The following is a 25,275-nucleotide window of genomic DNA, read 5'->3' on the forward strand; positions in this document are numbered from 1 at the left end:
TTCCCTTCGTAGCGTCTCCGCCGCGCTGAGCGCGACCGTATTGGCATCAACGCGATCCTATTCGGCGATGTTCCCGAACCCCGGGACCCGGTGCGTCACAGCACAACGCGCCCGGTGCCTCCCACGATGCGGGAGCCGGGCGCGTTGCGGGCGGTGCTGCTCAGCCGCCGAAGGTGCTGTCGGAGACGGTCGAGGGGTTGCCCGGGCCGCAGTCCGTGCCGACCGCTAAGAGCCGGAACTCGCCGAGGCCACCGCCCGGCAGGATCAGCAGCTGGGCGGGTTGGCCGTTGAGGGTGATCTCGCGAGCGCCCATCGGTTTGCCTCCCCGCACGCCGTTGGCCTGCAGGCAGCCGATCAGCTGCTGCGGGCCGGCGAGCGTGGACACGTACTGGTCCGAGGCCATGACCTGCGAGAACTGCTGTCCGTCGAGGGTGACCTGGTCACCGGCCAGGGCCAGCGGAGCGCCGTGGCCTCCACCCGGCCGGGTGGACGTCGGGACCGGTGGCTGGGCGGTGTTGTCGTTGTCGCCGGTCCCGGGCAGCACCGCGAAGACCACGGCGGCCGCCGCCGCGGCGACACCGACCAGCCCGGCACCGATGGTCGTCCTGCGGCGCCGGCGGGCCTTGGCCGCGGCGAAGTCGACGACCTGCGCCTCGGTCCCGGCGGGCGTTGACATCGTTGCCATCTGCTGCGCGGGTTGCGCGGGCGCGGACTCGCGGGTCCAGTTCCGGACCTCGTCCTGCAGCGCCGCGTCGATGCGCGCCGAGACGTCGTCGGGAACGGTCAGCGGGGGCAGGTCGGCGAGATCGGTGGTGGTGGCGTCGAGCGCCGCCATGATCTCCCTGGCCTCCGGGTCCGCTTCGACCTGACGACGCAGTTCGTCGGCGGTCGGTCCGTCCAGCACTCCTGCGTGCAGATCGGCCAGCAGGTCCAGGGACCAAGGTGGTCCCTGCGGCGCCCCCGTGCGCCGGCTCTCCCCACTCATCGTCCCTCCCGTCGACGCATGGCCATCGCGTCATCTGGGACGTTCGCATCTGCACTTGGGTTCCGCAGGTGCCCCAGAAGTTTCGCGAGTCTTGCCCGGCCGCGTGCACATCGGCTCTTGACGGTGCCGTCGGCGACGCCGAGCATCACCGCGGTTTCGGCCACCGAATACCCCTCCACGTCGACCAGCACGATCGCCGCTCGCTGGTCCTCGGGGAGCTGGGACAGGGCTTCCTGCACGACCATGCTGGTGTCCCGATCGGCGATCGCGTCGCGCGGGACCGCGGGTTCGGGGCCGGTCTCGGGCAGCGGAACGGTGGGCCGCGCCTGGCGGCGCCGGATCCGGTCCAGGCACGCGTTCACCACGATCCGGTGCAGCCAGGTCGTGACGGCCGATTCGGCGCGGAACGACGCGGCGTTGCGGAAGGCCGAGATCATCGCGTCCTGTAACGCGTCCGCCGCTTCATCGGGGTCGCGCATGGTCCGCAGGGCCACGGCCCACAGCCGGTCCCGATGTCGGCGGAAGAGCTCGGAGAACGCATGTGGATCCCCGTTGGTGTGCGCCGCTATGAGATCGGCGTCTGAGAGGGCAGGGACAGACACGGCTCAAGACAATACTGACCGTGCATCACGGGTAGGGCCCCGTGCGGAAATGGAATCGAATTCTCCTGGTCAGCCAACGAAAAAGCGGATGTGATCGTGACTGCGATCACATCCGCTTCATCGTGTCTGCGGTCAGGCCACCGAGCCGGTGACCGTGACCTCGTTGATCTGGGAGGAGTACTCGCCGCCCTTCTGGGACAGCTGGGTGAGCACCACCATGATCTTGCTGCTGGGCGCGACCGCCTCCAGCTTGATCGGGGTGTCGCCCGCACCGAGGACCGCGCTGCCGAGCAGCTTGGAGTTCATGCTCGGCGAGCCGTCGACCTGCCGGATCTCGACCTTCGCCCCCGCGCTCGGCGAGTTGATGACGATCTGCTGCAGCACCGACGGGCGTTCCAGCGTCAGCACGGCACCGGTGGCGGTGTTGATGCCGCCGGGACCGAGCTGCTGGAAGTAGCCGAAGGTCGACCAGTAGGTGCTCGGGTCACCGTCGAAGAGGTTGTTGATCCGCCCCGGCGCGTCCGGCTCGCCCTGGGCGGTGAACGACGTCCCCTCCGTGACCCGCACCGGTGCCGCCTGCGGCGGCGGTGGTTGCTGGGTGTTGGTTCCGGGGTTGTTGCCCTCGATCACCGTGCCGGTGCCGCTGGACTGGTTCGACTCGGTGAAGATGCCGATCACGCCGACCGCGATCCAGCCGATCACCAGGATCGTCGCGACCGCGAGCACGCCGACGCTGATCGCGAGCTTGCGGCGCTTGGCCTGGTCGGGCTTCGGGTCGTCGCGGCGCCACACCTCGTTGGACTCGGCCGGCGGCGCGCCGTTGGACAGCGTGTTCGCCGGCTCGTAGGTCGCGTACTGCTCCAGCACCCGCAGCACGGCGGCGCCGGTCCGGACTCCCCCGGTGGTGCCGGTCGAATCCGGGTTGCCCAGCGCGCGAACCGCGACGGTGGACAGCTCCATCGGCACGGTCGGGCGGAGAGTGCGCGGTGCGACGAGGTTCCCGTCCGGTCCGGTCGGAGCCGACGGCAGTCCCTCGGGCGTGTCGCCGAGCGCCCAGCGCCCGGTCAGCAGCAGGTACAGCGCGGCGCCGAGCCCCCGCACGTCGTCGCTGGAGGAGGCGTGCGAGAGCGGGCCCGGGAACGCCATCCGCACTTCGCCTTCGGGCGTGACCCGGATGCGCTGCGGGTGGTCGGCGCCCAGGACCAGACCGGCGTGGTGCGCCGATTCGACCGCGGCGGCCAGCGGTTGCATCAGCCGAGCGGCGGTTCCGGGCGGCAGCGGTCCTTCGGCGACCAGGTCCAAAAGGTCCGTGCCGTGCGTCCATTCGGCGATGACCAGGCCGAGAACGCCGGGCGGATCACCTGCGGACTGCGTGACGACGTCGAGCACCCGGGCGACGCCGACGTGGTTGAAGGTGCTGGCGTGCATCGCGCGTTCCAGGGTGCGTCGCGCGTTCGTGGCGGCCTGCGCGTCGGCGCGATCCCCGATCAGGATCGTCAGCGCGACGTCGCGGCCCAGGACTCCGTCCTTGGCACGCCACAGTTCGGCGTTGCAGCGCTCGTCCGAGCCGACCTTGGAGAGCAGCCGATACCGGCCGTGGTCCAAGACCCGGCCAGGTGTGAGCTGCTCAGCCGAAGAATCGGCTTCCGGTTCGTCGCTGTCCGCCGCGATCCGCTCGGTGGGTTTGCTGGTCACCTTCCCTCTCCCGCTCCTTCCGGTCCGCCTACGGGTTGCCCTCACGGAAGGAGACTTCCTAGATGAGGGTACGTGACGCGAATGTCAGCGACGACGCAGCAAACCGGTGAGGCGCCCGATCGCGGGCTGAAGTTCGGCCACTCGAAGCATCGACATCAACCCGAAGATGACCGCGAAGCCCACCGCGCTGCCGATCAGCAGCTGGAGCCATCCGGTTCCGGCGCCCGCCGAACCCGGGACGAGCGCGTCGATGCCGATCGCGACACCCCACGCGGCGAGCCCGCCGATCACCGAGGCGACGAGGGATTTGCCCAGCGTCACCAGGAATCGGCTGCTGCCGAGCGGGCCGAGCCGGTGCCGCAGCCACGCCTCGCCGACCAGCCAGCCGACGATGAAGGTGAAGGAGTTGACGAAGGTCAGGCCGAACACGATCTGATCCGAGGGCAGCATCGCGGCGACCAGGATCGCCAGCAGCACCTTCGCGACCGTCATCACGACCATGATCAGCGTCGGGGTGCGGGCGTCGTTGAGCGCGTTGAACGTCCGCATCTGCATCATCGTCAGCGCGTACGGCAGCACGCCGAAGGCCGAAATCGCCAGCGCCAGACCGAGCGTCGTGGCCGACCCGGTCTCGCCGCGCAGCGCGAACAGCGACAGCGCCAGCGGCACTCCGAGCGCGGTCATCACCGCGCTGACCGGCATCAGCGTCACCGTCGACAGCCGGTTGCCCAGCGACAGGTCGTCGATGACCTTGGCGTAGTCCTCGTCCGCCGCGGCCGCCGACATGCGCGGCAGGATCGCGGTCATGATCGAGAAGCCGATGACGCCGTAGGGCAGCTGCAGCAGCATCCAGACGTAGTTGTAGGTCGACCAGCCGCCCGCGTCGCCGGTGAAGGCGACCCGGCTCAGCGCGACCAGGCCGACCTGGCTGACCGCGACGTAGGCCAGCATCCACAGCGCCAGACCGGAGAACTCCGACAGCCGCGAGTCCCAGCCCCAGCGCCAGCGGAAGGTGAAGCCTGTGGCGCGCAGCGCGGGGACCTGGATGGCGGCCTGGCTGACCACGCCGAGCGTGACGCCGATGCCCAGCACCAGCACGTGCGCGTCGGTCATCGACACCGGGTTCACCGACATCTCGCCCGGCAGCAGCATGTAGACGCCGATCGTGACGATCACGACCAGGTTGTTGACCACCGGAGCCCACGCCGGCGGGCTGAAGATCTGCTTGGACTGCAGGATCGCGCCGGCCAGCGCGGACAGGCCGTAGAAGAAGATCTGCGGCAGCAGCAGGTAGGCCAGGACGTTGACCAGCTCGGTGTTCGAGGTGTCCGACTCGGTGACGAAGATCCAGGTCAGCAGCGGGGCGCAGACCACGGCGATGAGCGTGCCGATGCCCAGGACCACCACGGCCAGCGTCATCATCTGCTGCACGAACCGCTCGCCGCCGTCGGCGTCGGCCTTCTGCGAGCGCACCAGCACCGGAACCACGACGCTGGTCAGCACGCCGCCGATGAGCAGCTCGAAGATGCTGTTGGGCAGCGTGTTGGAGACGTTGAACGAGTCGTTGACGACGCCGAAGCCGACCGCGAAGGCCAGCAGCAGCTTCCACAGGAAGCCGGTGATCCGGCTGATCAGCGTCGCGATGGCCATCGAACCGCTGGCCTTGAGCAGCGACGGCTTGCCGGGCGAGACCGGCCGGATGACCTGGGTCTGCTCGGCGGACTGCTCGAACGCCTGGTCCGGCCCCGGTTCGGCGGGGATCGCGGCGATCGGCTGCGTCTCGGCGACGTGCCAGCCCTGCCTGCCGCCCGCGCCCGGTACGGGGGTGCGGTGGATCGGCATGGTCGGGCCGTCCGGCCGCCCGCTCGTCCGCCGTGGATCTTGTCGGTTCACTGCCTCAATCCTTACCCGCCTGCGCCACCCGGGAGCACCGGGACGTTCGCACCAGGATCTCAGAAGCAGTTCGCGAACTTCCTTCGGTTCTCGGCCACCCGGTCAGCCCTGGTCGCGGTCGCCCTCAGGAGCGGGCCGGGAGGAGGGCACCGCGTGCGCCAGCGGCTGCGTCTGGGCCTCGGCCACCGACTTGCGAGCAGCCGCGGTGCGCTCCCGGCGGGCCTTGGCCTTCTTCACGATCCGGCGCACCGACATCAGCACCAGCACGGCTCCGGCGATGCCGGTGAGCCACGGGATCATCGCGCCGTACTCGGTGGACTCCATCGGCAGCCGCTTCGTGGTGCCCAGCGGGGTGCCCGCGTCGGCGGTCACGCTGATGTCGACCATGAACCGGCCGGCGCGCTGCGCGGAGGCCTCCAGCATGAACTGGCGCCGCCCGTTGGCGGGCACGGTGGCCAGGCCACCGCCGAAGTCGTGCTGCACCTCCACGCCGGGAACCGTGGGGATCTTGAACCGGATGCCGACGGTGAACGGCAGGTCGTTGACCACGGTGACCGGGATCGGGCTGTCCGAGGACAGCCGGTTCGTGGTGCCCGGGTACTCCTCGATGCGGACCTTGCCGAGCATGTCGTTGATCGGTCCGGTGGCCCGGCGAACCCAGTCCTCGGCCGCGCCGGAGTTGCCGCGCCAGGCGCTGGAGACGCCGTGCAGCAGGCCGTTGCGCAGCGGGGTGGTGACCCGGCCGGGCGAGACGGTCTGGGCGCGGTCCGATTCGGAGGATCGCGCCAGGTCGCCGACCTTGAAGTTCTGCGCGGCCAGCTTGTCGATCGCCTCGCGCGGGATCTCCGAGCCACCGGCCTGCACCGGGTAGGTCAGGTCGGCCTCGGCGAGCGTCGCCGGGTTCGGCGAGGGCAGCGCGGTGAGGCGGATCAGCCCGTCGGCGTCCAGCTTCGACATGCCGGTGAGCAGTCCGCGCAGGTCGTCGGCCCGCATGTTCCAGCGGCGCGGCGGCACCAGCACCGAGGTCGCGTTCGGGACGTATCCGCCGGTCGCCCGGAAGGCCAGCGCGCCGAGCGCGTTCTGCGAGGTCAGCGCGCCGCCGCTGGGCGGTGAGGGCTCGGTGACCTCCTGCTTGGTGTCGCGGTTGGGGTCCAGCGCGGACGCCAGCAGCGGGTCGATCGGGATCGCGGTCCGGTTCTGGCCGCGCAGCTTGACCGGGGTCAGCGAGCCTGCCGGGACGTTCACCGCGCGGGTGTCCAGCAGCATCGTCGAGGGCAGGTCGCCCACGGGGTGCTCGGCCAGGGCGCCTTCGATCGGCCACATCACGTCGCGCGGTTCGACGCCGAGGCCGTCCGGGGCGCTGAGCAGCTGAGCTCCGTCCATCGCGCCGTTGACCAGGTCGTCGAGCCCGGCGCGTCCCAGCGCGACCACGTCGGCGTCGGCGTAGGGCAGCGGGATCACGCAGCGGCCGGTGGTGGCCTGGCGCAGCTTGGTCAGCCACAGGTCGGCGGCGGAGCGGCCGATGCCCTCGACGAGGGCGCCGTTGGGCTGGCGGACCTGGTAGCCGCCCTGCATGGCCTTGGCGGTGATCAGCAGGTCCGGGTCGATGGCGAAGCACAGCGCGTTGCCCAGCGAGGATCCGGCCGGGGCGCTGTCGCTGATGGCCTGCACGAGGTCGTAGAGCCGGCCGCCGGGGGCCAGCGAGGTCGACAGCTGGTCGTCGACGAGCACCGCGCGACCGCCCGGCAGCGCCTCGCGCTCGAGCCGCGGCGTGTCGACGATCGGTACGACCAGGGTGGTCGGGGTGGCCTGCGAGGGGCGCATCGCCGGTTGCCCCGGCAGCGAGGTGACCGGCAGCAGGAACTGGGTCTCGGCGACCGAGCTGCGCCCGGCCTGGATGTTGACCACCAGCGGGTAGACGCCGGTCTGGCTCAGCTGCAGCGAGTTCGAGCCGGTCAGCGGGATGCGGACCTGGACGGGCAGCGACTGGCCCGGTTCGAGCCGGTCGGTGACCGGCGAGAAGGCCGGCTCGGTGATGCCGCTGACGCCCTCGCGCATGGCACGCTGGACGGCGGGTTCGCCACTCGGCGGGGTGCCGCGCTCGATGCGGGCCTGGACGCCGGTCAGGGCGCGTCCGCTGCGGTTGGTCAGCGTGCCGCTGACGACGACCTCGCCCGGCGAACCTTGACCCACCACCGAGGGTGTGACCTTGGTCACGTCGAAGTCGGCTGAACTGCCGCTCTGCGCGGTCGCCGGAGTGACCGGCAGCATCGCGACCATCAGCAGCGCACACAGCGCGGCCAGCAGAAACCTCACGCCTGCTCCGTCCCGCTCCCTCTCGTCGGTCGTGCCCCGAGGCGCTCGCTCCCAGCGAGACCCACGCGGCGGCGATCGCCGTCGTCGCGCAGGCTCAGAGCCCGGCGCACCAGCCGGCGTTCGTCGGCGTAGGCCAACACCTCGTCCAGCTCACCGAGCGGCACCCATGCCACCTCGGTGACCTCCACGTCCTCGTCGGACAGCTCTCCGCCCACCGCATCCATCAGGAAGTGGTGCACGGTCTTGTGGATTCGTCGATTTCCCGCGACGAACCAGTAATCGATGGTGCCGATCGCAGTGACAGCACGGCCGATGATGCCGGTCTCCTCAGCGACTTCCCGCACCGCGGTCTGCTCAGGCGTCTCACCAGGCTCGATGTGCCCCTTCGGCAACGACCACAGAAGTCGCCCCCTGCGATCAAGCCTCCCGATGATCGCAGCCAGCCCGTGAACGCCGTCGATCACCAGCCCGCCCGCCGAAGTCTCGTCCACGGTCCGCAGCCGACGCCGTCGGCGCCGGTTTCGACGCCCCGGCTGGGAACCGCCGGAGCGGCCGGGCGACGGGGGCATGACCCTGATGGTAATTGCTCCAGGATCGCGTGGTCGTCTTGCTCAGCGGCGCGGGCGGTGGAACCTCGGCGGACTTCCGGGCGTGCGTCGTGGGTGGCCTCGCGCGGCCGATACCCTGGTTCATCGTGTCTAACAAGCAGCCCATCGGTTCCGGCCCGACGTCCTTGGAGCGGGACGCCCAGCGCAACGCGGTCGTCGAGCTGATCAAGGTCGCACCGGTCGCCGAGGAGCTCGGCAAGCGGTTCGCCGCAGCCGGGCACCGGCTGTACCTGGTCGGCGGCAGCGTGCGGGACGCGCTGCTGGGTCGCCTGGGCACGGACCTGGACTTCACCACCGACGCGCGGCCGGAGCAGGTCCGCGAGCTGCTGACCGGGTGGGCGGAGACGATCTGGGACACCGGGATCCAGTTCGGCACGCTCGGCGCCTTCCGGCACGGCACCACCGTGGAGATCACGACCTTCCGCGCCGACAGCTACGACCGCGTCGGCCGCAATCCCGAGGTGGCCTTCGGCGACACCATCGAGGGCGACCTGGTGCGCCGCGACTTCACCGTCAACGCGATGGCCATCCAGCTGCCCGAGCGCGCCTTCGTCGACCTGCACGGCGGCATGACCGACCTGGTCGACAAGCGGCTCGACACCCCGGCCGCGCCGGAGGACTCCTTCGCCGACGACCCGCTGCGGATGCTGCGCGCCGCCCGCTTCGTCGCCCAGCTCGGCTTCACCCCCAGCGACCGGGTGGTGACGGCGATGACCGAGATGTCCGCCGAGATCGCCCGGATCACCCCCGAGCGGGTGCAGGTGGAGCTCTCGAAGCTGCTCTGCGGCGAGTTCCCCAGGCGCGGCGTGGAGCTGCTGGTGTCCTCCGGCCTGGCCGATCACGTGCTGCCCGAGGTGCCGGCGATGAAGCTGGAGATCGACGAGCACCACCAGCACAAGGACGTCTACAGCCACTCGCTGACCGTGCTCGACCAGGCCATCGACCTGGAGAGGTCGGCCGACCCGGACGCCGAACCCGACCTGGTGCTGCGGCTGGCCGCGCTGCTGCACGACATCGGCAAGCCGGCGACGAGGCGGTTCGAGTCCGGTGGCGGGGTGAGCTTCCACCACCACGAGGTGGTCGGCGCGAAGATGACCCGCAAGCGGATGCGCGCCCTGCGCTACCCCAAGGACGTCATCAACCAGGTCGCCGATCTGGTGTTCCTGCACCTGCGGTTCCACGGCTACAGCGACGGGCAGTGGACCGACTCGGCGGTGCGCCGCTACGTCAACGACGCGGGTCCGCTGCTGCCCCGGCTGCACAAGCTGGTGCGCGCCGACTGCACGACGCGCAACAAGCGCAAGGCCAACGCGCTGCAGCGCGCCTACGACGACCTCGAGGAGCGGATCGATCGGATCGCCGCCGAGGAGGACCTGGCGAAGGTGCGCCCGGACCTCGACGGCAACGAGATCATGGGTCTGCTCGGGGTCGAGCCGGGTCCGATCGTGGGCAAGGCGTGGAAGCACCTCAAGGAGCTCCGGCTGGATCGCGGACCCATGTCCCGCGAGGAGGCGGTCGAGGAACTCCACCGCTGGGCCCGCGAGCAGGGCATCGAATCCCCAGGTCAGTGAGCTTCCAGTGTTCTGGTATTACTACTGAATGGTGATCAGTGAGTTTTAGTGCTCGCTGGTCACCATTCGTTGGTATCGATTTCCCGTTTTCCGCCCATCTTGTTGCGCGAGGAAGGGGTCACCTCCGCCCATCCGGTGAGATCATGCGGAGGTGGGATCGGACGCTGAGGTGGAGCCGGGGACGCTGCTGGTCGCTGCTCCGCAGCTGATGGACAAGAACTTCCGGCGAACCGTCGTCTACGTCATCCACCACCGCGCGGAGGGCACCCTCGGCGTCGTGCTGAACCGGCCGAGCGAGGTCGCGGTGCACGACGTGCTCCCGAAGTGGGGCGACCACGCCACGCTCCCCCAGTCGCTGTTCGTGGGTGGGCCGGTCGAGCAGCGCACGGCCATCTGCCTGGCCACGCTGCGAGCCGGCGAGGACCTCTCGGCGATCGACGGCGTGGTGGGCGTGCGAGGCCCGGTGGGGATGGTCGACCTGGACGGCGATCCGGAGGAGCTCGCGCCCAAGGCCCGAGGGCTGCGCTTCTTCGCCGGCTACGCGGGCTGGGACGCCGGCCAGCTCGCCGGGGAGATCGACCGGGGCGACTGGCTGATCGTTCCCGCGCTGCCGGACGACGTCATCGCCGACCCCGACACCGAGCTGTGGTCGAGGGTGCTGCGCAGGCAGGGGCCGCCCCTGGCGTTCCTCGCCACCCACCCGGGCGACGTCAAGCTGAACTAGGGCCTGTCGAGCGGTCGCCTCGCTCGGCGGTGCGGGCTGTGCCCCGCACTTGAAGATCAGCAGTTCTCCACAGTCTGTGGACAACTAGGTGTGGATAACTTGGGGACAGGCGTGAAAGCGCTGGTCATCCGCCGCAGCAGCCGCCCGCGCAACCGCCGCAGCCACCGGCCGGAGCGGGGGCGGGCACGGTCTCCGCGGCGCGGTTGCCCACAACCCCACCGAGGGTCATCAGCACGAATGCGCCGACCAGGCCGAGCACCGCGACCATCGCGACGCTGAACCCGCTCGCCAGCGCCGGCATCGAGACGCCGGCCAGCGCGGCGATCGCACCGGCGGCCAGCATCGCCGGACCGGCGGCGCGGTTGGCGAGCTCGAACGCCTCCTCGCTGCGCATCGCGGCGGGAGTCCGCACGCCGACGTAGGTGTTGAGGGGCAGCGAACCCCGAAGGCCCCGGAACCCGAGCAGCAGCAGGGCCGCTCCGCCGAGGATCAGAACCGCGCAAAGGATCACCTGAACAGCGAGCACCCCAGCAGCCTAAACCCCCGCTCGGGGCCGATCCGCCGGACATCGGCTTGAGGTGCCCTGCCCCACACGGCCACCGCACGGCTGGCCGGAAACCGTTTTGCCTGGTCCGCTACCCTGGCTGCATGCGCGCGAGGCTGCTTCTTGCGAGGCCGCGTTGAGTCGGTAGGACCGGTTCAGCGCGGCGACCCCTCATGCCCGACCAGGGCCTGGGGGGTTTTCCGTTTTCCGGGGGCGGCACACTAGAGCGCACGAACGCGCGCGTTCCGGCGGAGCAGGGAAGGACGCAGAACATGACTGGCCAGCCAGAAGAGGTCAACACAGCGGCGGCCTCTTCTTCAGAAGAGGTGCCGCCGTTCCGCTACACAGCGGGCACAGCGACCGAGATCGAGCAGCGCTGGCAGCGGGAGTGGACCGAGCGCGGCACGTTCCACGCGCCGAACCCGGCGGGTTCGCTCGCCGGCGGCGAGGTGCCCGCGGACAAGCTGTTCGTCCAGGACATGTTCCCGTACCCGTCCGGTTCCGGTCTGCACGTCGGCCACCCGCTGGGTTACATCGGCAGCGACGTCTACGCCCGCTTCCACCGGATGCAGGGCCGCAACGTGCTGCACACGATGGGCTTCGACTCCTTCGGCCTGCCGGCCGAGCAGTACGCGGTGCAGACGGGCACCCACCCGCGCACCACGACCGAGGCGAACATCCAGCGCTTCCTGGGTCAGATCCGCCGGTTGGGCCTGGGCCACGACGAGCGCCGCCGCATCGCCACCACCGACATCGAGTTCTACCGGTGGACGCAGTGGATCTTCCTGCAGATCTTCAACGCCTGGTACGACGCGGACGCCGACGGCGGCAAGGGCCGCGCGCGGCGGATCAGCGAGCTGGAGGCCGAGTTCGCCTCCGGTGACCGCGCGACCCCGGACGGCCGCCCGTGGGCGGAGCTGTCCGACGACGAGCGCCGCGAGATCGTCGACTCGCACCGGCTGGCCTACCTGTCCGAGGCGCCGGTCAACTGGGCTCCGGGCCTGGGCACCGTGGTGGCCAACGAGGAGGTGACCGCGGACGGGCTGACCGAGCGCGGCAACTTCCCGGTGTTCCGCCGCAACCTGAAGCAGTGGATGATGCGGATCACCGCCTACGCGGACCGCCTGGTCGACGACCTGGACCGGCTGGACTGGCCGGACAAGGTCAAGACGATGCAGCGGAACTGGATCGGCCGCTCGCAGGGCGCCAACGTGGTGTTCCCGGTCGGCGACTCCGGTCGTTCCGTCGAGGTCTTCACGACCCGCCCGGACACCCTGTTCGGCGCCACCTACATGGTGCTGGCGCCGGAGCACCCGCTGGTCGACGAGCTGACCACGGCTTCCTGGCCGGACGCCACCGATGACCGCTGGACCGGTGGCGCGGCCACCCCGGCGGACGCCGTGGCCGCCTACCGGCGCGCCGCGTCGATGAAGTCCGACCTGGACCGGCAGGAGAACAAGGAGAAGACCGGCGTCTTCACCGGTGCCCACGCGACCAACCCGGTCAACGGCGCCCGCATCCCGATCTTCATCGCCGACTACGTGCTGATGGGCTACGGCACCGGCGCGATCATGGCGGTTCCGGGCCAGGACCAGCGCGACTGGGACTTCGCCACGGTGCTGGGACTGCCGATCATCCGCACGGTGCAGCCGGCCGACGGGTTCGACGGCGACGCTTACACCGGTGACGGACCGGCCATCAACTCCGCGTCGGAGACCACCGGCCTGAGCCTGGACGGCCTGGACATCGCCGACGCGAAGAAGACCGTGATCGCCTGGCTGGAGGAGCACGGCCACGGCCGCGGCACCGTGCAGTACAAGCTGCGCGACTGGCTGTTCGCCCGCCAGCGCTACTGGGGCGAGCCGTTCCCGATCGTCTACGGCTCGGACGGCGTGCCGCGCGCGCTGCCGGAGGACCAGCTGCCGGTCGAGCTGCCCGAGGTCGAGGACTACTCGCCGCGCACCTTCGACCCGGAGGACGCCGACTCCCGCCCGGAGCCGCCGCTGGCGAAGGCCGAGGCGTGGCGCCACGTCGAACTGGACCTGGGCGACGGGCTCAAGCACTACGAGCGCGACACCAACGTCATGCCGCAGTGGGCGGGTTCGTGCTGGTACCAGCTGCGCTACATCGACCCGGACAACTCCGAGCGGTTCGTCGACCCGGTCAACGAGCAGTACTGGATGGGCAAGAACGCGCAGGAGCACGGCGGCAACGACCCGGGCGGCGTGGACCTGTACGTCGGCGGCGTGGAGCACGCGGTGCTGCACCTGCTGTACTCCCGCTTCTGGCACAAGGTGCTGTTCGACCTGGGCCACGTGTCCTCGGAGGAGCCGTACCGGCGGCTGTACAACCAGGGCTACATCCAGGCGTTCGCCTTCACCGACGCGCGCGGCGTCTACGTCCCGGCCGAAGAGGTCGAGGAGAAGGGCGGAAAGTTCTTCTACCAGGGCGAAGAGGTCTCCCGCGAGTACGGGAAGATGGGCAAGAGCCTGAAGAACTCGGTGTCGCCGGACGAGATGGCCGACGCCTACGGCGTGGACACGCTGCGGCTGTACGAGATGTCGATGGGTCCGCTGGAGGCCTCGCGTCCGTGGGTGACCAAGGACGTCGTCGGTTCGCACCGGTTCCTCCAGCGGCTGTGGCGCAACGTCGTCGACGAGAGCACCGGTGAGCTGCGGGTGACCGACGACGAGCCGGACACCGAGATGCTGCGCGCCCTGCACAAGACGATCGCGGGCGTCCGGGAGGACTTCGCCGAGCTGCGGTTCAACACGGCCGTGGCGAAGCTGATCGAGTTCAACAACCGGATCACCAAGAACTACGCGTCGGCCGCGGGCACTCCGCGCTCGGTGGTGGAGCCGCTGGTGCTGATGGTGGCGCCGCTGACCCCGCATCTGGCCGAGGAGCTGTGGACCCGCTTGGGCCGGACCGAGAGCCTGGCGCACGGACCGTTCCCGGTTGCCGACGAGCAGTACCTGGTCGAGGACTCGATCGAGTACCCGATCCAGGTCAACGGCAAGGTGCGCTCGCGCGTCCAGGTCCCGGCCTCGGCGGACCAGGACGCGGTCAAGGCCGCGGCCCTGGCCGACGACAAGATCGCGGCGGCCCTCGACGGCAAGGACCCCCGCAAGGTCATCGTCGTCCCCAACCGCCTGGTCAACATCGTCGCCTGACCTGGGCCCCCACTCACAACCCGGGTTGTGCGGGCCGGGGTGGTGAGCGTGGTTCGGAGGGGCGTCCCCTCGGGGGCGCCCCTCCGCTGCGTCTTCGGGGTGGGAGCGGCGGCTGGGGCACTACGCTGCGTGGTGAGTTACGTCGCATAGCAGGGTTACCCGTCGGTAACTACGGTGGGCGGCACGGGACGAGCTAGTGGAGGCCGCCATGACCAACCCCGCAATCGACGCAGGTGAGCTCCGCAGTCTGCTGGACGGGCGGTGGGCGTCCGTGCGCGAGAAGGTCCGCGACTTGCTCAGCGAGAACGACCTCGGCAACGCCGACGACCTGGACACCGAGAGCCACCGGGCGCGGACCCTGGAGCAGCTGCGCCTGCTGGCCAAGTCCGGCGTCCCCGAGCTCGGCTTCCCCGTCGCCCAGGGCGGCAGCGGTGACCAGGGCGGTTCGGTGGTCTCGCTGGAAATGCTGTGCGGGAACCTCTCGCTGATGGTCAAGTCCGGCGTGCAGTGGGGCTTGTTCGGCGGTGCCGTCGTGGCGCTGGGCACCGAATACCACCACGAGCGCTACCTGAGCGACATCATGAGCGCCGAACTGCCGGGCTGCTTCGCGATGACCGAGACCGGCCACGGCTCCGACGTGCAGAGCCTGCGCACCACCGCCACCTACGACCCGGCGACCCGCGAGTTCGTCGTGCACACCCCGCACGAGTCGGCGCGCAAGGAGTACATCGGCAACGCCGCGCGCGACGGTCGCATGGCGGTGGTGTTCGCCCAGCTCATCACCGCGGGCGAGAGCCACGGCGTGCACGCGCTGCTGGTGCCGATCCGCGACGCGAGCGGGAACACCTGCGAGGGCGTGCGGATCGAGGACTGCGGGCGCAAGGCCGGTCTCAACGGCGTCGACAACGGCCGCATCTACTTCGACCAGGTGCGGGTGCCGCGCGAGAACCTGCTCAACCGCTACGGCGTCGTCGCCGAGGACGGCACCTACAGCAGCCCGATCGACAGCCAGGGCAGGCGGTTCTTCACCATGCTCGGCACCCTGATCCGCGGCCGGATCTCGGTGGCCGGCACCTCGGGCGCCGCGGCGAAGCTCGCGCTGGAGATCGCGCTGCGCTACGCCGACGCGCGCCGCCAGTTCGACCGGCCGGGCACCGGCGAGGAGGTCGTGGTCCTCGACTACCTGGCGCACCAGCGCAAACTCCTCCCGGCGCTGGCGAAGTCCTACGCCCTGCACTTCGCGCAGGAAGAACTGGTGCAGGCCCTCGACGAGGTCGGGCGGGGTGACGACGAGCGCGCCCAGCGCGAGCTGGAATCCCGCGCCGCCGGGCTGAAGGCCATCACCACCTGGCACGCCACCCACACCATCCAGACCTGCCGCGAGGCCTGCGGTGGCGCCGGCTACCTCACCGAGAACCAGCTGGCGGGGCTCAAGGCCGACACCGACGTGTTCACCACGTTCGAGGGCGACAACACGGTCCTGCTGCAGCTGGTCGCGAAGGGGCTGCTGACCGACTACAAGGACCAGTTCGACGGCATCGGCACGCTGGCCCTGGCGAAGTTCGTCGCGGACCAGTTCGTGGGCGCGGTCATCGAGCGCTCCGCCGCGCACTCGATCGTGCAACGCATCATCGACGCCTCGAACAAGGACGACATCCTCGACCGGGGCTGGCAGCTCAAGCTCTTCGACGACCGCGAGGCGCACGTCCTCGACGGCCTGGGCCGCCGGCTGCGTAAGGCCAACAGGGACAACGCCTTCGAGGTGTTCAACAACGCCCAGGACCACGTGCTGCGGGCGGCCCGGGTGCACATCGACCGGCTGGTGCTCGACGCCTTCGTCGCCGCCGTCGACCGCTGCCAGGACCCGCGCAACGCCGAGATCCTCGACAAGCTCTGCGACCTCTACGCGCTGTCCACCATCGAGGAGGACAAGGCGTGGTTCCTGGAGCACGAGCGGATCAGCCCGCGCAGGGCGAAGTCCGTCACCCAGGCGGTCAACGAGCTCTGCGGTGAGCTCCGGCCGCACGCCGTCGACCTCGTCGACGCCTTCGGCACGCCGCGCCAGTGGCTCACCGCGCCCATCGCCACCGGCGCCGAAACCTCCCGCCAGGACGCCCAACGAGCCCACGACGAGGCGAACCCACTTCCCTGATCAGCAGTTTCGCGGTTTTCGCGCGGGGTCCGAACACCGCGCGAAAACCGCGTCCCGGTGATGGTGGGAACCGAACCGGCTCGAGTGCGTCTCAGTGGAGTAGATGTCGACCACCACTAAGGGAGAAACGATGAGAGCGCTGGCCCGGAAATCCGTTGTCGCCGCGGTGAGCGGTGCCTTGCTGTTCGGCGTGCCCGCGACCGGCGCTGCCGCCGAGACCGCGGCGATCGCCTGCGATGACGACTCCAGCGGCCAGGACGCTTCCTTCTACAGCGGGCCGTCCGCGGGCTACACCTACGACGAGAAGTTCAGCGCGGGCCCGAAGATCCCGGGCCTGCCCGAGCACACCCCGCAGGGCCTGGCCGCGTGGAACGACTGGGACGGCGCGGGCAACGACCTGCTGCTGATCAGCGCCTACGGCAAGGACGGTTCGAACGCCAAGATCTACGGCGTCGACCCCTCCACCGGCAAGACCGTCGGTGACGTCGAGATCGCCGAAACCCACGCCAGCGGCATCGCGATCGCCCGCGGCTGGGCGTTCGTGACGGGCCGCAACAACGCCGAGGGCCACTACACCATCCGCAAGTACGAGCTCAGCGAGCTCGCCGATGCCCTGAAGGCCGAGGGCAGCCCGTACGTCAAGCAGACCGGCGAGGCTCGCGAGGTCTACGGCGCGTCGTTCCTGTCCGGCGACGGGAACACGCTCTACGCGGGCAAGTACAGCCGCGACGGCCGCGAGAAGATGTACGCCTACGGCGTCGCCGCCGACGGCACGCTCACCACCGGCAAGTCCTTCGAGATCCCGAAGGGCACGCAGGGCCTGATGGTCACCGGCGACAAGTTCGTCTACAGCACCTCGCTCTCCCGCGACGTGCGCAGCAACCTGTACGTGATCGACAAGGGCGCCACCGACATCGACATCCCGTCGACGCGCTGCTTCCGCTCGCCGAGCATGTCCGAGGGCATCGACGACCTGGGCGGAAACGCCTACGTGCTCTACGAATCCGGTTCCTACCAGTACCCGGACGCCCGCAACGTCATCGAGAACCTGCACAAGGCGCCGGTCGCGGACCTGTGATCAACCGCCGCGCAGCCACCTGCTGAACGCGGCCCACCGCCCGGCGGGCCGGTAGGGCCCGGGTTCGCGGCGGACGACGGGCGCGGGTGAGCCGAGCCAGGGCCGGATCTGCTTGGGCGGTGGTGGGAACCGCACCGGAAGCGAGGCCAGGGACCGGTGGAACGGGCCGGAATTCCACTCCAACGCCTCCGCGGGCACCGCGGGTTCGAGGTCGGGTAACCGGTCCAGGACGCGTTCGACCGCGGCGGTGCCCGTCATCCGCGCGATGCGCTGCGCGGGTGACGGGCACGCGTGCCTGCCCGCGCCAAACGCGACGTGCGCCCTGTTGCCCACCCGTCCGCCCGCGTCGACGGCGGGATCGGTGTTGGCCCCGGCGAAGCTGATCAGGAGGGGCTGGTCGGCGGGCACCGGGTTGCCGCCCACCTGCACCTCCCGGGGCGGGAAGACCGTGCCGTAGTTGGCGACCGGCGGATCGGACCACAGCACCTCGTCGAGCGCGTCGGCCACCGGCAGGCTGCCCCCGGAGAGGTCGCCGGCGAACCGCTCGTCGACCAGCAGCAGCCGCAGCGTGTTGGCGATCAGGTTCTGCAGCGGCTCGCTCCCGGCGCTGCACAGCAGCGCGATCTGGTGCACGGCTTCGTCATCGGTCAGCCCGGCCTGGTGCGCCAGCAGCCACGACACGACGTCGGGTCCCGGACGGCTCCGCTTGGCGGCGACGAGCTCGGCGACCGCGGTGCCGATCCCCCTCCCCCCGTCGACGCCGTCGAACAGCGCCAGCGCGCCGGAGACGATCTTCTCCGAGATCACCGGTGGTGCCCCGCAGATGCGGGTGACCATCAGCAGCGGCAGCACCCGCGCGTACTGCTCCACCAGGTCGGCCTCGCCCTCGGCGGCGAACCGGTCGATGAGCGCGTCGCCGGTCTCCTCCAGGTGGGTGCGCAGTTCCCGGGTGTCGACCCGAGCGAGCGCGTCGGTCACGGCTCCGCGCAGCCGGGCGTGGGTGGCGCCGTCGGTGAACATGCAGTTCGGCCGGAAGGACATCAGCGGGAGCACGGGGCAGCCCTGCGCGACGGTGCGCTGCCAGGTGCGCGGGTCCTTGGGGAAGTTCGCGGGATCGCGCAGCACCTGCAGGGCTTCGGCGTAGCCGAGCACCAGCGTGGCGGGCACGTCGGGCGCGATCTCCACCGGAGCCGTCGGACCCGCCTGGCGCAGCTGCTGGTAGACGGCCTGCGGGGCGGCGGCGAATTCCGGTCCGTGCAGCCGGGTTCGATCGTCGGTCACGAAGTCTCCTGCTCTCTACAAGCTGGCCCGAAGCCCGTCCAGGACGTCCTGCAGCAGCCCGATGTCCGGTGCTTCCAGGTCGTGCTGGGCGCTGCGGGTGACGATGTGGCCGCTGTCCAGCAGGTCGCCGAGCAGCACTTTCGTGACGCTCATCGGCAACTTGAGGTGTCCGGCGATTTCGGCGACGGACGTCGCCCCGTCGCTGCAGAGGCGGAGCACGCGCCGCATCTCGGGACCGGCCGTGCCGGGCGGGGCTTCGCGCACCGCGTAGATCTGGGTGTCCATCTCGAAGGTGTTGCGCGTCGGTCGTGCCCGGCCGCGCGTGACGACGTGCGGCCGGACTAACGCGCGCTCACCGCGCCTCACGCGAACTCACCGACGCGTTGACCGGCGCTGAGTTCCTTCCCGAGCCGCTGGACGAGTCCCATCAACCGGTGGGTCATGGTCTCCACGTCCACGCCGTGCCCCGCCGACGCGGCGACGTAGGCGCGCGGGCCTGCGGCGACGAGGAACACGTAGCCGTGGTCGTACTCGGTGATGGTCTGCTGCCAGGACTTCTCGGTCGAGCCGCAGAACGCGGAGTTGGCCCGTGCCAGCGATTGCAGGCCGGACATGGCGGCGGCGTGCCGCTCGGCGTCGTCGGAGGTGATGTCCGCGGAGTGGGCCATCAGCAGGCCGTCGGAGGACAGCAGGATCGCGTGCCTGGCCTCCGGGATCCGCAGTGCCTCGTCGAGCATCCACCCCAGGTCGTGTTGCCGGTTGCTGTTCATGACGCGGAAATTCCCTTTTCGTCGTCCGGTTCGTCGTCGGACCCGCGACCGGTGAGGCTGCCGCGTTGCCACGCGCCCATCACCGATGGCTTGCCCATTCCCCAGTTCCCGTGCTCGGCGGACTGCGCGGGCACGGCGTGGCTCCGGCGCTGCCGCTTCGGCAGGCCCGAGCTGGTCCGCTGATCAGCGGCCGGTTCGTTCATCGCAGGCGCGGGCGCCGGTGTTTCGGCCTTGGTGAGCAGTTCGTTGGGCAGGAACAGCACCGCGCGCATGCCCCCGTAGGGCGAGGCGGCCTCCACGAAGACCTTGAACCCGTAGCGCGCGGCGAGGACGCCGGCGAGCGCGAAACCGATCTGCGGCGGGTCGCCCAGCTTGTTGATGTCGACGACTTCCCGGCCGGTGAGCAGCGCTTTCGCGCGTTCGCGGGCTTCGGGGTTCATGCCGACCCCGGCGTCGTCGACGACGATGGACAGCCCGTTGTGGGCGGGCTGGAAGTGCACCTGGACCTGGGTGGCGGGCTGCGAGTAGCGCGCCGCGTTGTCGAGCAGTTCGGCGAGCGCGAGCACGACGGGTTCCACGGCCCGGCTGGACACCGACAGCTCGCTCTCGGAGTGCGCCTCGATCCGCAGGTAATCGCGGATCCGCGAGGTCGCCCCGCGCACGACGTCGAGCACCGGCGCGGCGGATCGCTGCTGGCCGGGCCAGGTCCCGCACAGCACGGCGGTGGCTTGGGCGCGCCGCACGAGCTGCGAGTTCGCGTGGTCGATCTTCATCAGGCCGGCGAGCACGGCGGGGTCGTCGTGCTCGTGCTGCATCTCGGTGATGGCGAGCTGCTGCTCGTTGGCGAGGCTCTGCACGCCGCGCATGGTGGAGATCAGCGTGGCCTTGGCGGCGCGGTCGGCGCGCTGCCTGGTCTCGTCGGCGAATCCGGCGAACTGGCCGATGGCGGTTTGCATCTCCTGGTGGAAGGGGGTGTCGGCGAGGTTGGGCCGAAGTGGTCCGGGCACGTCGATGGGCAGGCCCCGCTCGGCGTCCATCAGCGCTGGGAGTCGTCGTGTGACCAAGTGGTGCGCTTCTTCGTCGCGCAGCCGGATCTGGAACTTGAGGCGCTGCAGGGAAACCAGGAAGGCCAGCAGAATCACTACGATTGCCGCGAGGGCAACCCACAATGCCACGTCCACTTGGGAATGCTCCGTCGTTAGCGTGCGTGAATGAATTCGAAAGCGCTGGGATCGACGAAGTTACCACGGTGGCGGTGCGACAAACGAAGAAGCTTTACCCCGCAAACAAACACTGATCGTGACGGATGATGCGGTATGACCAGCGGATATGTGATCTAGGTAGCGTGCCATTGCTACACCCGCGTGATTCGCGCATACCCGTTTGATCACCATTCAGATGCGCTCAGTGACAACGCGGGGGTGACCGCCTGGTACTCCGCCGAACGACGGAAATCCGCGAACCGGAGCAACCGAATTCGCCGCCACAATCACAACCCCCGAGCAACGGACTCCCCGATCTGATGAACCTCGAGTAACCGTCCCGCCGGATGGTTACAATGCCCCGTTTTCCCGATCAACCCGATCCCGCGAAAATGATCAGCGCGCGGCACCCCGCCATTCCCGGCGGCGTACCCCGGTTCCCGGTCGCGGGACGACGGGCGGTTCTGGTCCGAAGCGCCCGTGATCAACGCCGGTTGCCGCCCGGTCGGTTCGGGCCGGCGCCGCCCCCACCCGCGAGAGCGGTCGAGATCCGCTGCCGGGCGGTGCGGGCCGGTCGCTAGTGTCTCCACATCGGACTGATGAAAGTGGAGGTAAGACACCATGTTTCACGGATTCATGCTTCTGGAGCTGTCCTCCGGGTGGCTCATGGCGGCGGGAACACTCTTCGTGACAGCGGTTTTCCTGCTGACCTTCCCGCTGCGCGGGGGGCACGGTCAGCACGCGGGCTCCGGGCCGGGTGCGTTGACGGTGTGGGCGCTGCGCGAGTCGTTGAAGCCGCGATCGCCTCATTTCCACGAGATCGCAGAGCTTTTCCGCCTCATGAGTCTCGAACCCAAGCCCGTCGGGCCGGTGCGCTTGAGGGAGAGGCTGGAGCCACCGCCCTACGTCGGAGCGCACCGCAGGCACGTCGAAGACGTGGTTGAGCTCTTTCACCCCAGGGTGGACGTCTACCTGGACCCGGCGGCCCTCCGACCACACTGAGTAAGGATCAGGTCAGGCCGCTCTCCGCCGCCAGCTCGTGCAGGGCCGCGTCGAAGAGCTGATCGGCGTGGAACAGGTCGAACGGGAAGCGGCCGAAGACCTCCAGCGCGATGTGCCCGTAGAGGCGCACCCACCAGCGCATCAGGAAGTAGACGGCCTCGGCGTCCATCGCCTCCGGCGGCATGTCGATGCCCTCGTGGGAGAAGGCTTCGGCCAGCGACTTCTGCTGCACCGACAGGTCCGGCAGGTCGAGCGGCGCCTTGACCTTCTCCTCCGCGTTGGGGTTCTCCGACATCATCGGGGCGACGATGCTCAGGAACACGCCCGCGAACCGGTCCGGCTGCCGGGAGAGGTCCTTCGGGGTGGCGAAGACCAGCGCGAACTCCTTCGGGTGCGCCAGCGCCCACGCGCGGAACCGGCGGCAGACCGCGAAGGTGCGGCCCAGGAAGTCCTCGCTGGACGGGTCGAAGGCCGTCGACAGCTCGTCGGAGAGATCCGCGCAGATGTCGTCGCACAGCTGTCGCAGCAGGTCTTCGCGGGAGGCGTAGTAGCGGTAGAGGGCGGGCGCGGTGATGCCCAGCTCGCGCGCGATCGCGCGCAGCGTCACCGCGTCGCTGCCGTGCTCGACGAGCAGCGTCCGGGCGTGCCGCCGGATGTCCTGCTCGGTGGCTGCCCGCGCTCGTTCGCGCGGTGACAGCTCCGTCATGTCCCCAACCTCTCGGTCCGCTCCGATGGCGTCCACCTCGTGGGACGTCGGTCAGACCGTAACGGGCGTCACCACCGGGCTCCAAAGTCGGCTGCGCGCGCGAGCCATGAGCTGCGTCTCGTGCGAATGATTTCGGCGCCGCGGTTGTTCAAGCTCGGGAGGAAGAGCCGTGCGGGAAACCTGGAGGTCGGATGTCCGCCGAGCAAGTCACCGTCTACAGCAGGCCGGGTTGCCCGTTCTGCATGTCGCTGCGCGCCGGGCTGCAGCGCTCCGGCCTGGAGTTCAACGAGGTCGACATCTGGCAGGACCCGGAAGCGGCGGGCGTCGTGCGCTCCATCGCCGATGGCAACGAGACCGTGCCGACCGTGGTGATCGGCGACTGGAAGGCGGTCAACCCGTCGACCCGCGAGGTCGTCGCCGCGGTGGCCGAGCACGCCCCGCACCTGCTGCTCGCCTGATGTTTCGAGCTGAGGGCCGACCGCACGGGGGGCGTTGCGGCCGGCCCACAGCAGGTTGCGATCGTCGATGGCGCGAATACCGACGAGCGACAACCTGTTCAGTTTGACGGCAACTCCCCGCGGAAAGATCCACCTTGACCCCTGAATTCGCTCGAACGGTGGATCAAAGGCGGAATAATCATTTGTGTCCGAGAGCACACGATTTTCGCGATTTACGGTGTTGTCCCTGGTGGGAGCTCTAATCGCGCCTTTTGTTCGATCTTTTGCGCGATTTCCGCAGATCGCGTTTGTTGGGTCCCCCGGTCGAAGCGACCGGGGACTGGGACGCGTTGTGATGGCTGGTGTCGACCGGCTCTCCTGGAACAGGATCCACCCGGCCGGGGATTTCGGCGCGGGGGTCGGTGTCCCGGTCATCATCGGCCGGTTTGGGTTGGGCCGCGAAGAAGCTCGCGAAGGCGGCGAGCTGTTCGGCGAGCCGGTCGACGTCGAGTCGCGGTTCGGTGAGCGTCGCGGTGAATGTCATGGCTCTAGCCTGCGATTTCAGGGGTGCGAACCGGATCCGTACGGCTACTCAGTTGTTACCTATGAGTAACGCCACCCGCTGCTGCATTCGGGTGACGTAAGAACCCACGCTGAGTAGCGGGACTGCCCGCTGGCTCACACGATCAAGCCAAACGGGGAACACGTCCTTACGCTGGTCGTCAGCGGTGCGTTCTCGTGTGTGTCGTATCCGCGCCGAGCGCTTCTGCTGTGCAACTCGGAAAGGTATGGTCTAGACCATGTCGCGTTTGACTGGTGTCGGAGTCAGCTCCGGCCGCGCCGCCGGGCCGATCGTCCGGGTCGCCGAACCGCTGCCCGAGCCCGCGCCCACCCCTGCCCCGGCCGACCAGGTCGCCGAGGCCGCGCGGATCCGCCCCGCCGCCGACGCGGTGGCCGAAGGGCTGTTCCAGCGCGCCGCCAGGGTCGGAGGTGACGCCAAGGCGGTGCTGGAGACCACCGCCGCCATGGCCATGGACCCGGCTCTGATCTCGCAGGCCGAACAGCTCGTCACCACCCGGTCGCTGCCCGCCGTCCGCGCCGTCTACGAAGCCGCCAACGGCTTCGCCGACGCGCTTCGCGCCGCCGGTGGCTACATGGCCGAGCGCGCCCGCGACGTCCACGACGTGCGAGACCGCATCATCGCCGAGATCGACGGCGTCACCCCGCCCGGTGTTCCCGAGCTCTCCACCCCGAGCGTGCTGGTGGCGCGCGACCTCGCGCCCGCCGACACCGCCGACCTGGATCCGAAGCTGGTGCTCGCGCTGGTCACCGAAGAGGGCGGGCCCACCAGCCACACCGCGATCCTCGCGCGTGCGCTGGGAATCCCGGCGGTCGCCGCGGTGCGCGGGGTGCTGACCGCCTCCGGCGCCGGCGCCACCGTCGACGGGGACGAGGGCGACGTCGAGCTCTCCGATGCCGAGGTGGCCGTCCGCGTCGCCGAACGACGCGAGCACGCCGACTGGAACGGCGTCGGCCAGACCTCCGACGGGGTCCCGGTCAAGGTGCTCGCCAACGTCGGATCGGCCACCGACTCCACCACCGCGGTCGCGGCCGGGGCGCAGGGCGTCGGCCTGTTCCGCACCGAGTTCTGCTACCTCGGCGCCGACGTCGAACCCGACGTCGCCACCCAGCGCGCCGCCTACGCCGAGGTGCTGACGCCGTTCGCCGGCAAACCCGTCATCGTGCGGACCTTGGACGCCGGGGCCGACAAGCCGCTGTCGTTCCTCGACATGAGCGCCGAGCCGAACCCCGCGCTGGGCGTGCGCGGCCTGCGCGTGGCCTTCGACCGGCCCGACCTGCTGGACTCCCAGCTCGAAGCGATCGCCGGAGCCGCGCAGGACTCCGGCGCCGAGGTGTCGGTGATGGCGCCGATGGTCGCCACCGCGGACGAGGCCGGTTGGTTCGCCGAACGCGCTCGCGCCGGCGGAATCGATCGAGTCGGCGTGATGATCGAGGTCCCGGCCGCAGCGCTGTCTTCGGCGGAGATCCTGCAGGCGGTGGACTTCGTCAGCATCGGCACCAACGACCTGGCGCAGTACGTCTTCGCCGCCGACCGCATGGTCGGGGCGCTCGCGAGCCTCAACGACCCGTGGCAGCCCGCGCTGCTGCGGCTCATCGCGATGGTCGGGCAGGCGGGTCGACAAGTCGACAAATCGGTAGGTGTCTGCGGCGAGGCCGCCTCCGACCCGCACCTGGCCGGGGTCCTCGCGGGGCTGGGCGTCACCAGCCTGTCGATGAACGCCTCGGCCGTCCAGGCCGTCGGCGCCGCGCTCGCCGCGCACCCGCACGCCACGTTCCGCAAGGCCGCCGAAGCCGCGCTGGAAGCACCGAGCGCAGCAGCCGCGAGGCAGACGACCAAGACGACCTTGGCCTAGGGGCTGTTGAAGTACGCGGTGGAGCCGCTGTTCCAGGTGTGGGACTCAACTCGCACCGCCGCAGGTTCGTCAGCGGTTTCGCGGCGAGCAGGCCGGGACGC

21 protein-coding genes are annotated in these 25,275 nt (G+C 69.9%); 8 read left to right on the top strand and 13 right to left on the bottom strand.

Annotation, left to right across the window (positions count from 1 at the left end; genetic code table 11):
• Positions 1–160 precede the first annotated feature (160 nt).
• The 6 genes from E1202_RS24720 to E1202_RS24745 all read right to left on the bottom strand — a co-directional run bounded on the left by E1202_RS24720 (position 161) and on the right by E1202_RS24745 (position 8,060).
• On the bottom strand, positions 161–985 hold the full coding sequence (locus tag E1202_RS24720; RefSeq protein ID WP_207918904.1) for an anti-sigma factor: 825 nt from the start codon (positions 983–985) through the stop codon (positions 161–163).
• Positions 982–1,587, bottom strand: a complete 606-nt coding sequence (sigM, locus tag E1202_RS24725) for an RNA polymerase sigma factor SigM (RefSeq protein ID WP_132685526.1) — start codon at positions 1,585–1,587, stop codon at positions 982–984. The genes E1202_RS24720 and sigM overlap by 4 nt, the downstream gene beginning before the upstream one ends.
• Before the next feature lie 132 nt (positions 1,588–1,719).
• Entirely contained in the window at positions 1,720–3,282 is a 1,563-nt protein-coding gene (locus tag E1202_RS24730; protein ID WP_132685527.1) for a protein kinase family protein, read from the bottom strand.
• 84 nt (positions 3,283–3,366) lie between these two features.
• Positions 3,367–5,175: a murein biosynthesis integral membrane protein MurJ gene (gene murJ / locus E1202_RS24735; RefSeq protein ID WP_235878974.1), complete on the bottom strand. Its 1,809-nt coding sequence runs from the start codon at positions 5,173–5,175 to the stop codon at positions 3,367–3,369.
• 102 nt (positions 5,176–5,277) lie between these two features.
• A complete protein-coding gene (locus E1202_RS24740) occupies positions 5,278–7,491 on the bottom strand; it encodes a DUF6049 family protein (RefSeq protein WP_132685528.1) in 2,214 nt (737 codons plus the stop codon).
• Positions 7,488–8,060: an NUDIX hydrolase gene (locus E1202_RS24745; protein ID WP_132685529.1), complete on the bottom strand. Its 573-nt coding sequence runs from the start codon at positions 8,058–8,060 to the stop codon at positions 7,488–7,490. The genes E1202_RS24740 and E1202_RS24745 overlap by 4 nt, the downstream gene beginning before the upstream one ends.
• Positions 8,061–8,185: 125 nt before the next feature.
• Between E1202_RS24745 and E1202_RS24750 the strand changes: the two genes are divergently transcribed.
• Both E1202_RS24750 and E1202_RS24755 read left to right on the top strand, forming a co-directional pair.
• A complete protein-coding gene (locus E1202_RS24750) occupies positions 8,186–9,670 on the top strand; it encodes a CCA tRNA nucleotidyltransferase (protein ID WP_207918905.1) in 1,485 nt (494 codons plus the stop codon).
• Between the two features lie 151 nt (positions 9,671–9,821).
• Positions 9,822–10,394, top strand: a complete 573-nt coding sequence (locus E1202_RS24755) for a YqgE/AlgH family protein (protein WP_132685530.1) — start codon at positions 9,822–9,824, stop codon at positions 10,392–10,394.
• Positions 10,395–10,518: 124 nt separating this feature from the next.
• On the opposite strand, the gene E1202_RS24760 is transcribed toward E1202_RS24755, so the two are convergent.
• Complete coding sequence (locus tag E1202_RS24760; protein ID WP_132685531.1) at positions 10,519–10,920, bottom strand: SdpI family protein; 402 nt, start codon at positions 10,918–10,920, stop codon at positions 10,519–10,521.
• 290 nt (positions 10,921–11,210) lie between these two features.
• On the opposite strand from E1202_RS24760, the gene leuS reads away from it, so the two are divergent.
• From leuS to E1202_RS24775, 3 genes are all read left to right on the top strand, one after another.
• On the top strand, positions 11,211–14,111 hold the full coding sequence (gene leuS / locus E1202_RS24765) for a leucine--tRNA ligase (RefSeq protein WP_132685532.1): 2,901 nt from the start codon (positions 11,211–11,213) through the stop codon (positions 14,109–14,111).
• A gap of 208 nt (positions 14,112–14,319) precedes the next feature.
• Complete coding sequence (locus E1202_RS24770; protein ID WP_132685533.1) at positions 14,320–16,263, top strand: acyl-CoA dehydrogenase family protein; 1,944 nt, start codon at positions 14,320–14,322, stop codon at positions 16,261–16,263.
• Positions 16,264–16,393: 130 nt separating this feature from the next.
• Positions 16,394–17,341, top strand: a complete 948-nt coding sequence (locus E1202_RS24775) for a hypothetical protein (RefSeq protein WP_132685534.1) — start codon at positions 16,394–16,396, stop codon at positions 17,339–17,341.
• Here E1202_RS24775 and E1202_RS24780 read toward each other — a convergent pair whose 3' ends face one another.
• From E1202_RS24780 to E1202_RS24795, 4 genes are read right to left on the bottom strand one after another with little or no spacing between them, the layout of a single operon-like run.
• The gene (locus E1202_RS24780) at positions 17,342–18,622 is read right to left on the bottom strand and encodes a cytochrome P450 (protein WP_132685535.1); all 1,281 of its coding nucleotides are present in this window, start codon (positions 18,620–18,622) and stop codon (positions 17,342–17,344) included.
• Positions 18,623–18,637: 15 nt separating this feature from the next.
• Positions 18,638–18,988 (bottom strand): DUF742 domain-containing protein, encoded by a 351-nt coding sequence (locus tag E1202_RS24785; protein WP_132685536.1) that lies wholly within the window; start codon positions 18,986–18,988, stop codon positions 18,638–18,640.
• The gene (locus tag E1202_RS24790) at positions 18,985–19,392 is read right to left on the bottom strand and encodes a roadblock/LC7 domain-containing protein (protein ID WP_132685537.1); all 408 of its coding nucleotides are present in this window, start codon (positions 19,390–19,392) and stop codon (positions 18,985–18,987) included. Before E1202_RS24790 ends, E1202_RS24785 begins: the two co-directional genes overlap by 4 nt.
• Entirely contained in the window at positions 19,389–20,534 is a 1,146-nt protein-coding gene (locus E1202_RS24795; RefSeq protein ID WP_235878975.1) for an ATP-binding protein, read from the bottom strand. The genes E1202_RS24790 and E1202_RS24795 overlap by 4 nt, the downstream gene beginning before the upstream one ends.
• 747 nt (positions 20,535–21,281) lie before the next feature.
• On the opposite strand from E1202_RS24795, the gene E1202_RS24800 reads away from it, so the two are divergent.
• A complete protein-coding gene (locus tag E1202_RS24800; RefSeq protein ID WP_165943971.1) occupies positions 21,282–21,596 on the top strand; it encodes a hypothetical protein in 315 nt (104 codons plus the stop codon).
• A 7-nt stretch (positions 21,597–21,603) separates the two neighbouring features.
• Here the strand turns inward: E1202_RS24800 and E1202_RS24805 are convergent, their stop codons facing one another.
• The gene (locus E1202_RS24805; RefSeq protein WP_132685540.1) at positions 21,604–22,302 is read right to left on the bottom strand and encodes a TetR/AcrR family transcriptional regulator; all 699 of its coding nucleotides are present in this window, start codon (positions 22,300–22,302) and stop codon (positions 21,604–21,606) included.
• Between the two features lie 191 nt (positions 22,303–22,493).
• Here E1202_RS24805 and E1202_RS24810 point away from each other — a divergent pair, with 191 nt between their 5' ends.
• On the top strand, positions 22,494–22,760 hold the full coding sequence (locus E1202_RS24810) for a glutaredoxin domain-containing protein (protein ID WP_132685541.1): 267 nt from the start codon (positions 22,494–22,496) through the stop codon (positions 22,758–22,760).
• Between the two features lie 238 nt (positions 22,761–22,998).
• Here E1202_RS24810 and E1202_RS24815 read toward each other — a convergent pair whose 3' ends face one another.
• Positions 22,999–23,283 carry a hypothetical protein gene (locus tag E1202_RS24815; protein WP_132685542.1) on the bottom strand — a complete coding sequence of 95 codons (285 nt, stop codon included), beginning with the start codon at positions 23,281–23,283 and terminating at the stop codon, positions 22,999–23,001.
• 256 nt (positions 23,284–23,539) lie between these two features.
• On the opposite strand from E1202_RS24815, the gene ptsP reads away from it, so the two are divergent.
• Complete coding sequence (gene ptsP / locus E1202_RS24820; protein WP_132685543.1) at positions 23,540–25,174, top strand: phosphoenolpyruvate--protein phosphotransferase; 1,635 nt, start codon at positions 23,540–23,542, stop codon at positions 25,172–25,174.
• Positions 25,175–25,275 lie beyond the last annotated feature (101 nt).

The organism is Saccharopolyspora karakumensis (assembly GCF_004349225.1).
Lineage (GTDB): Bacteria > Actinomycetota > Actinomycetes > Mycobacteriales > Pseudonocardiaceae > Saccharopolyspora > Saccharopolyspora endophytica.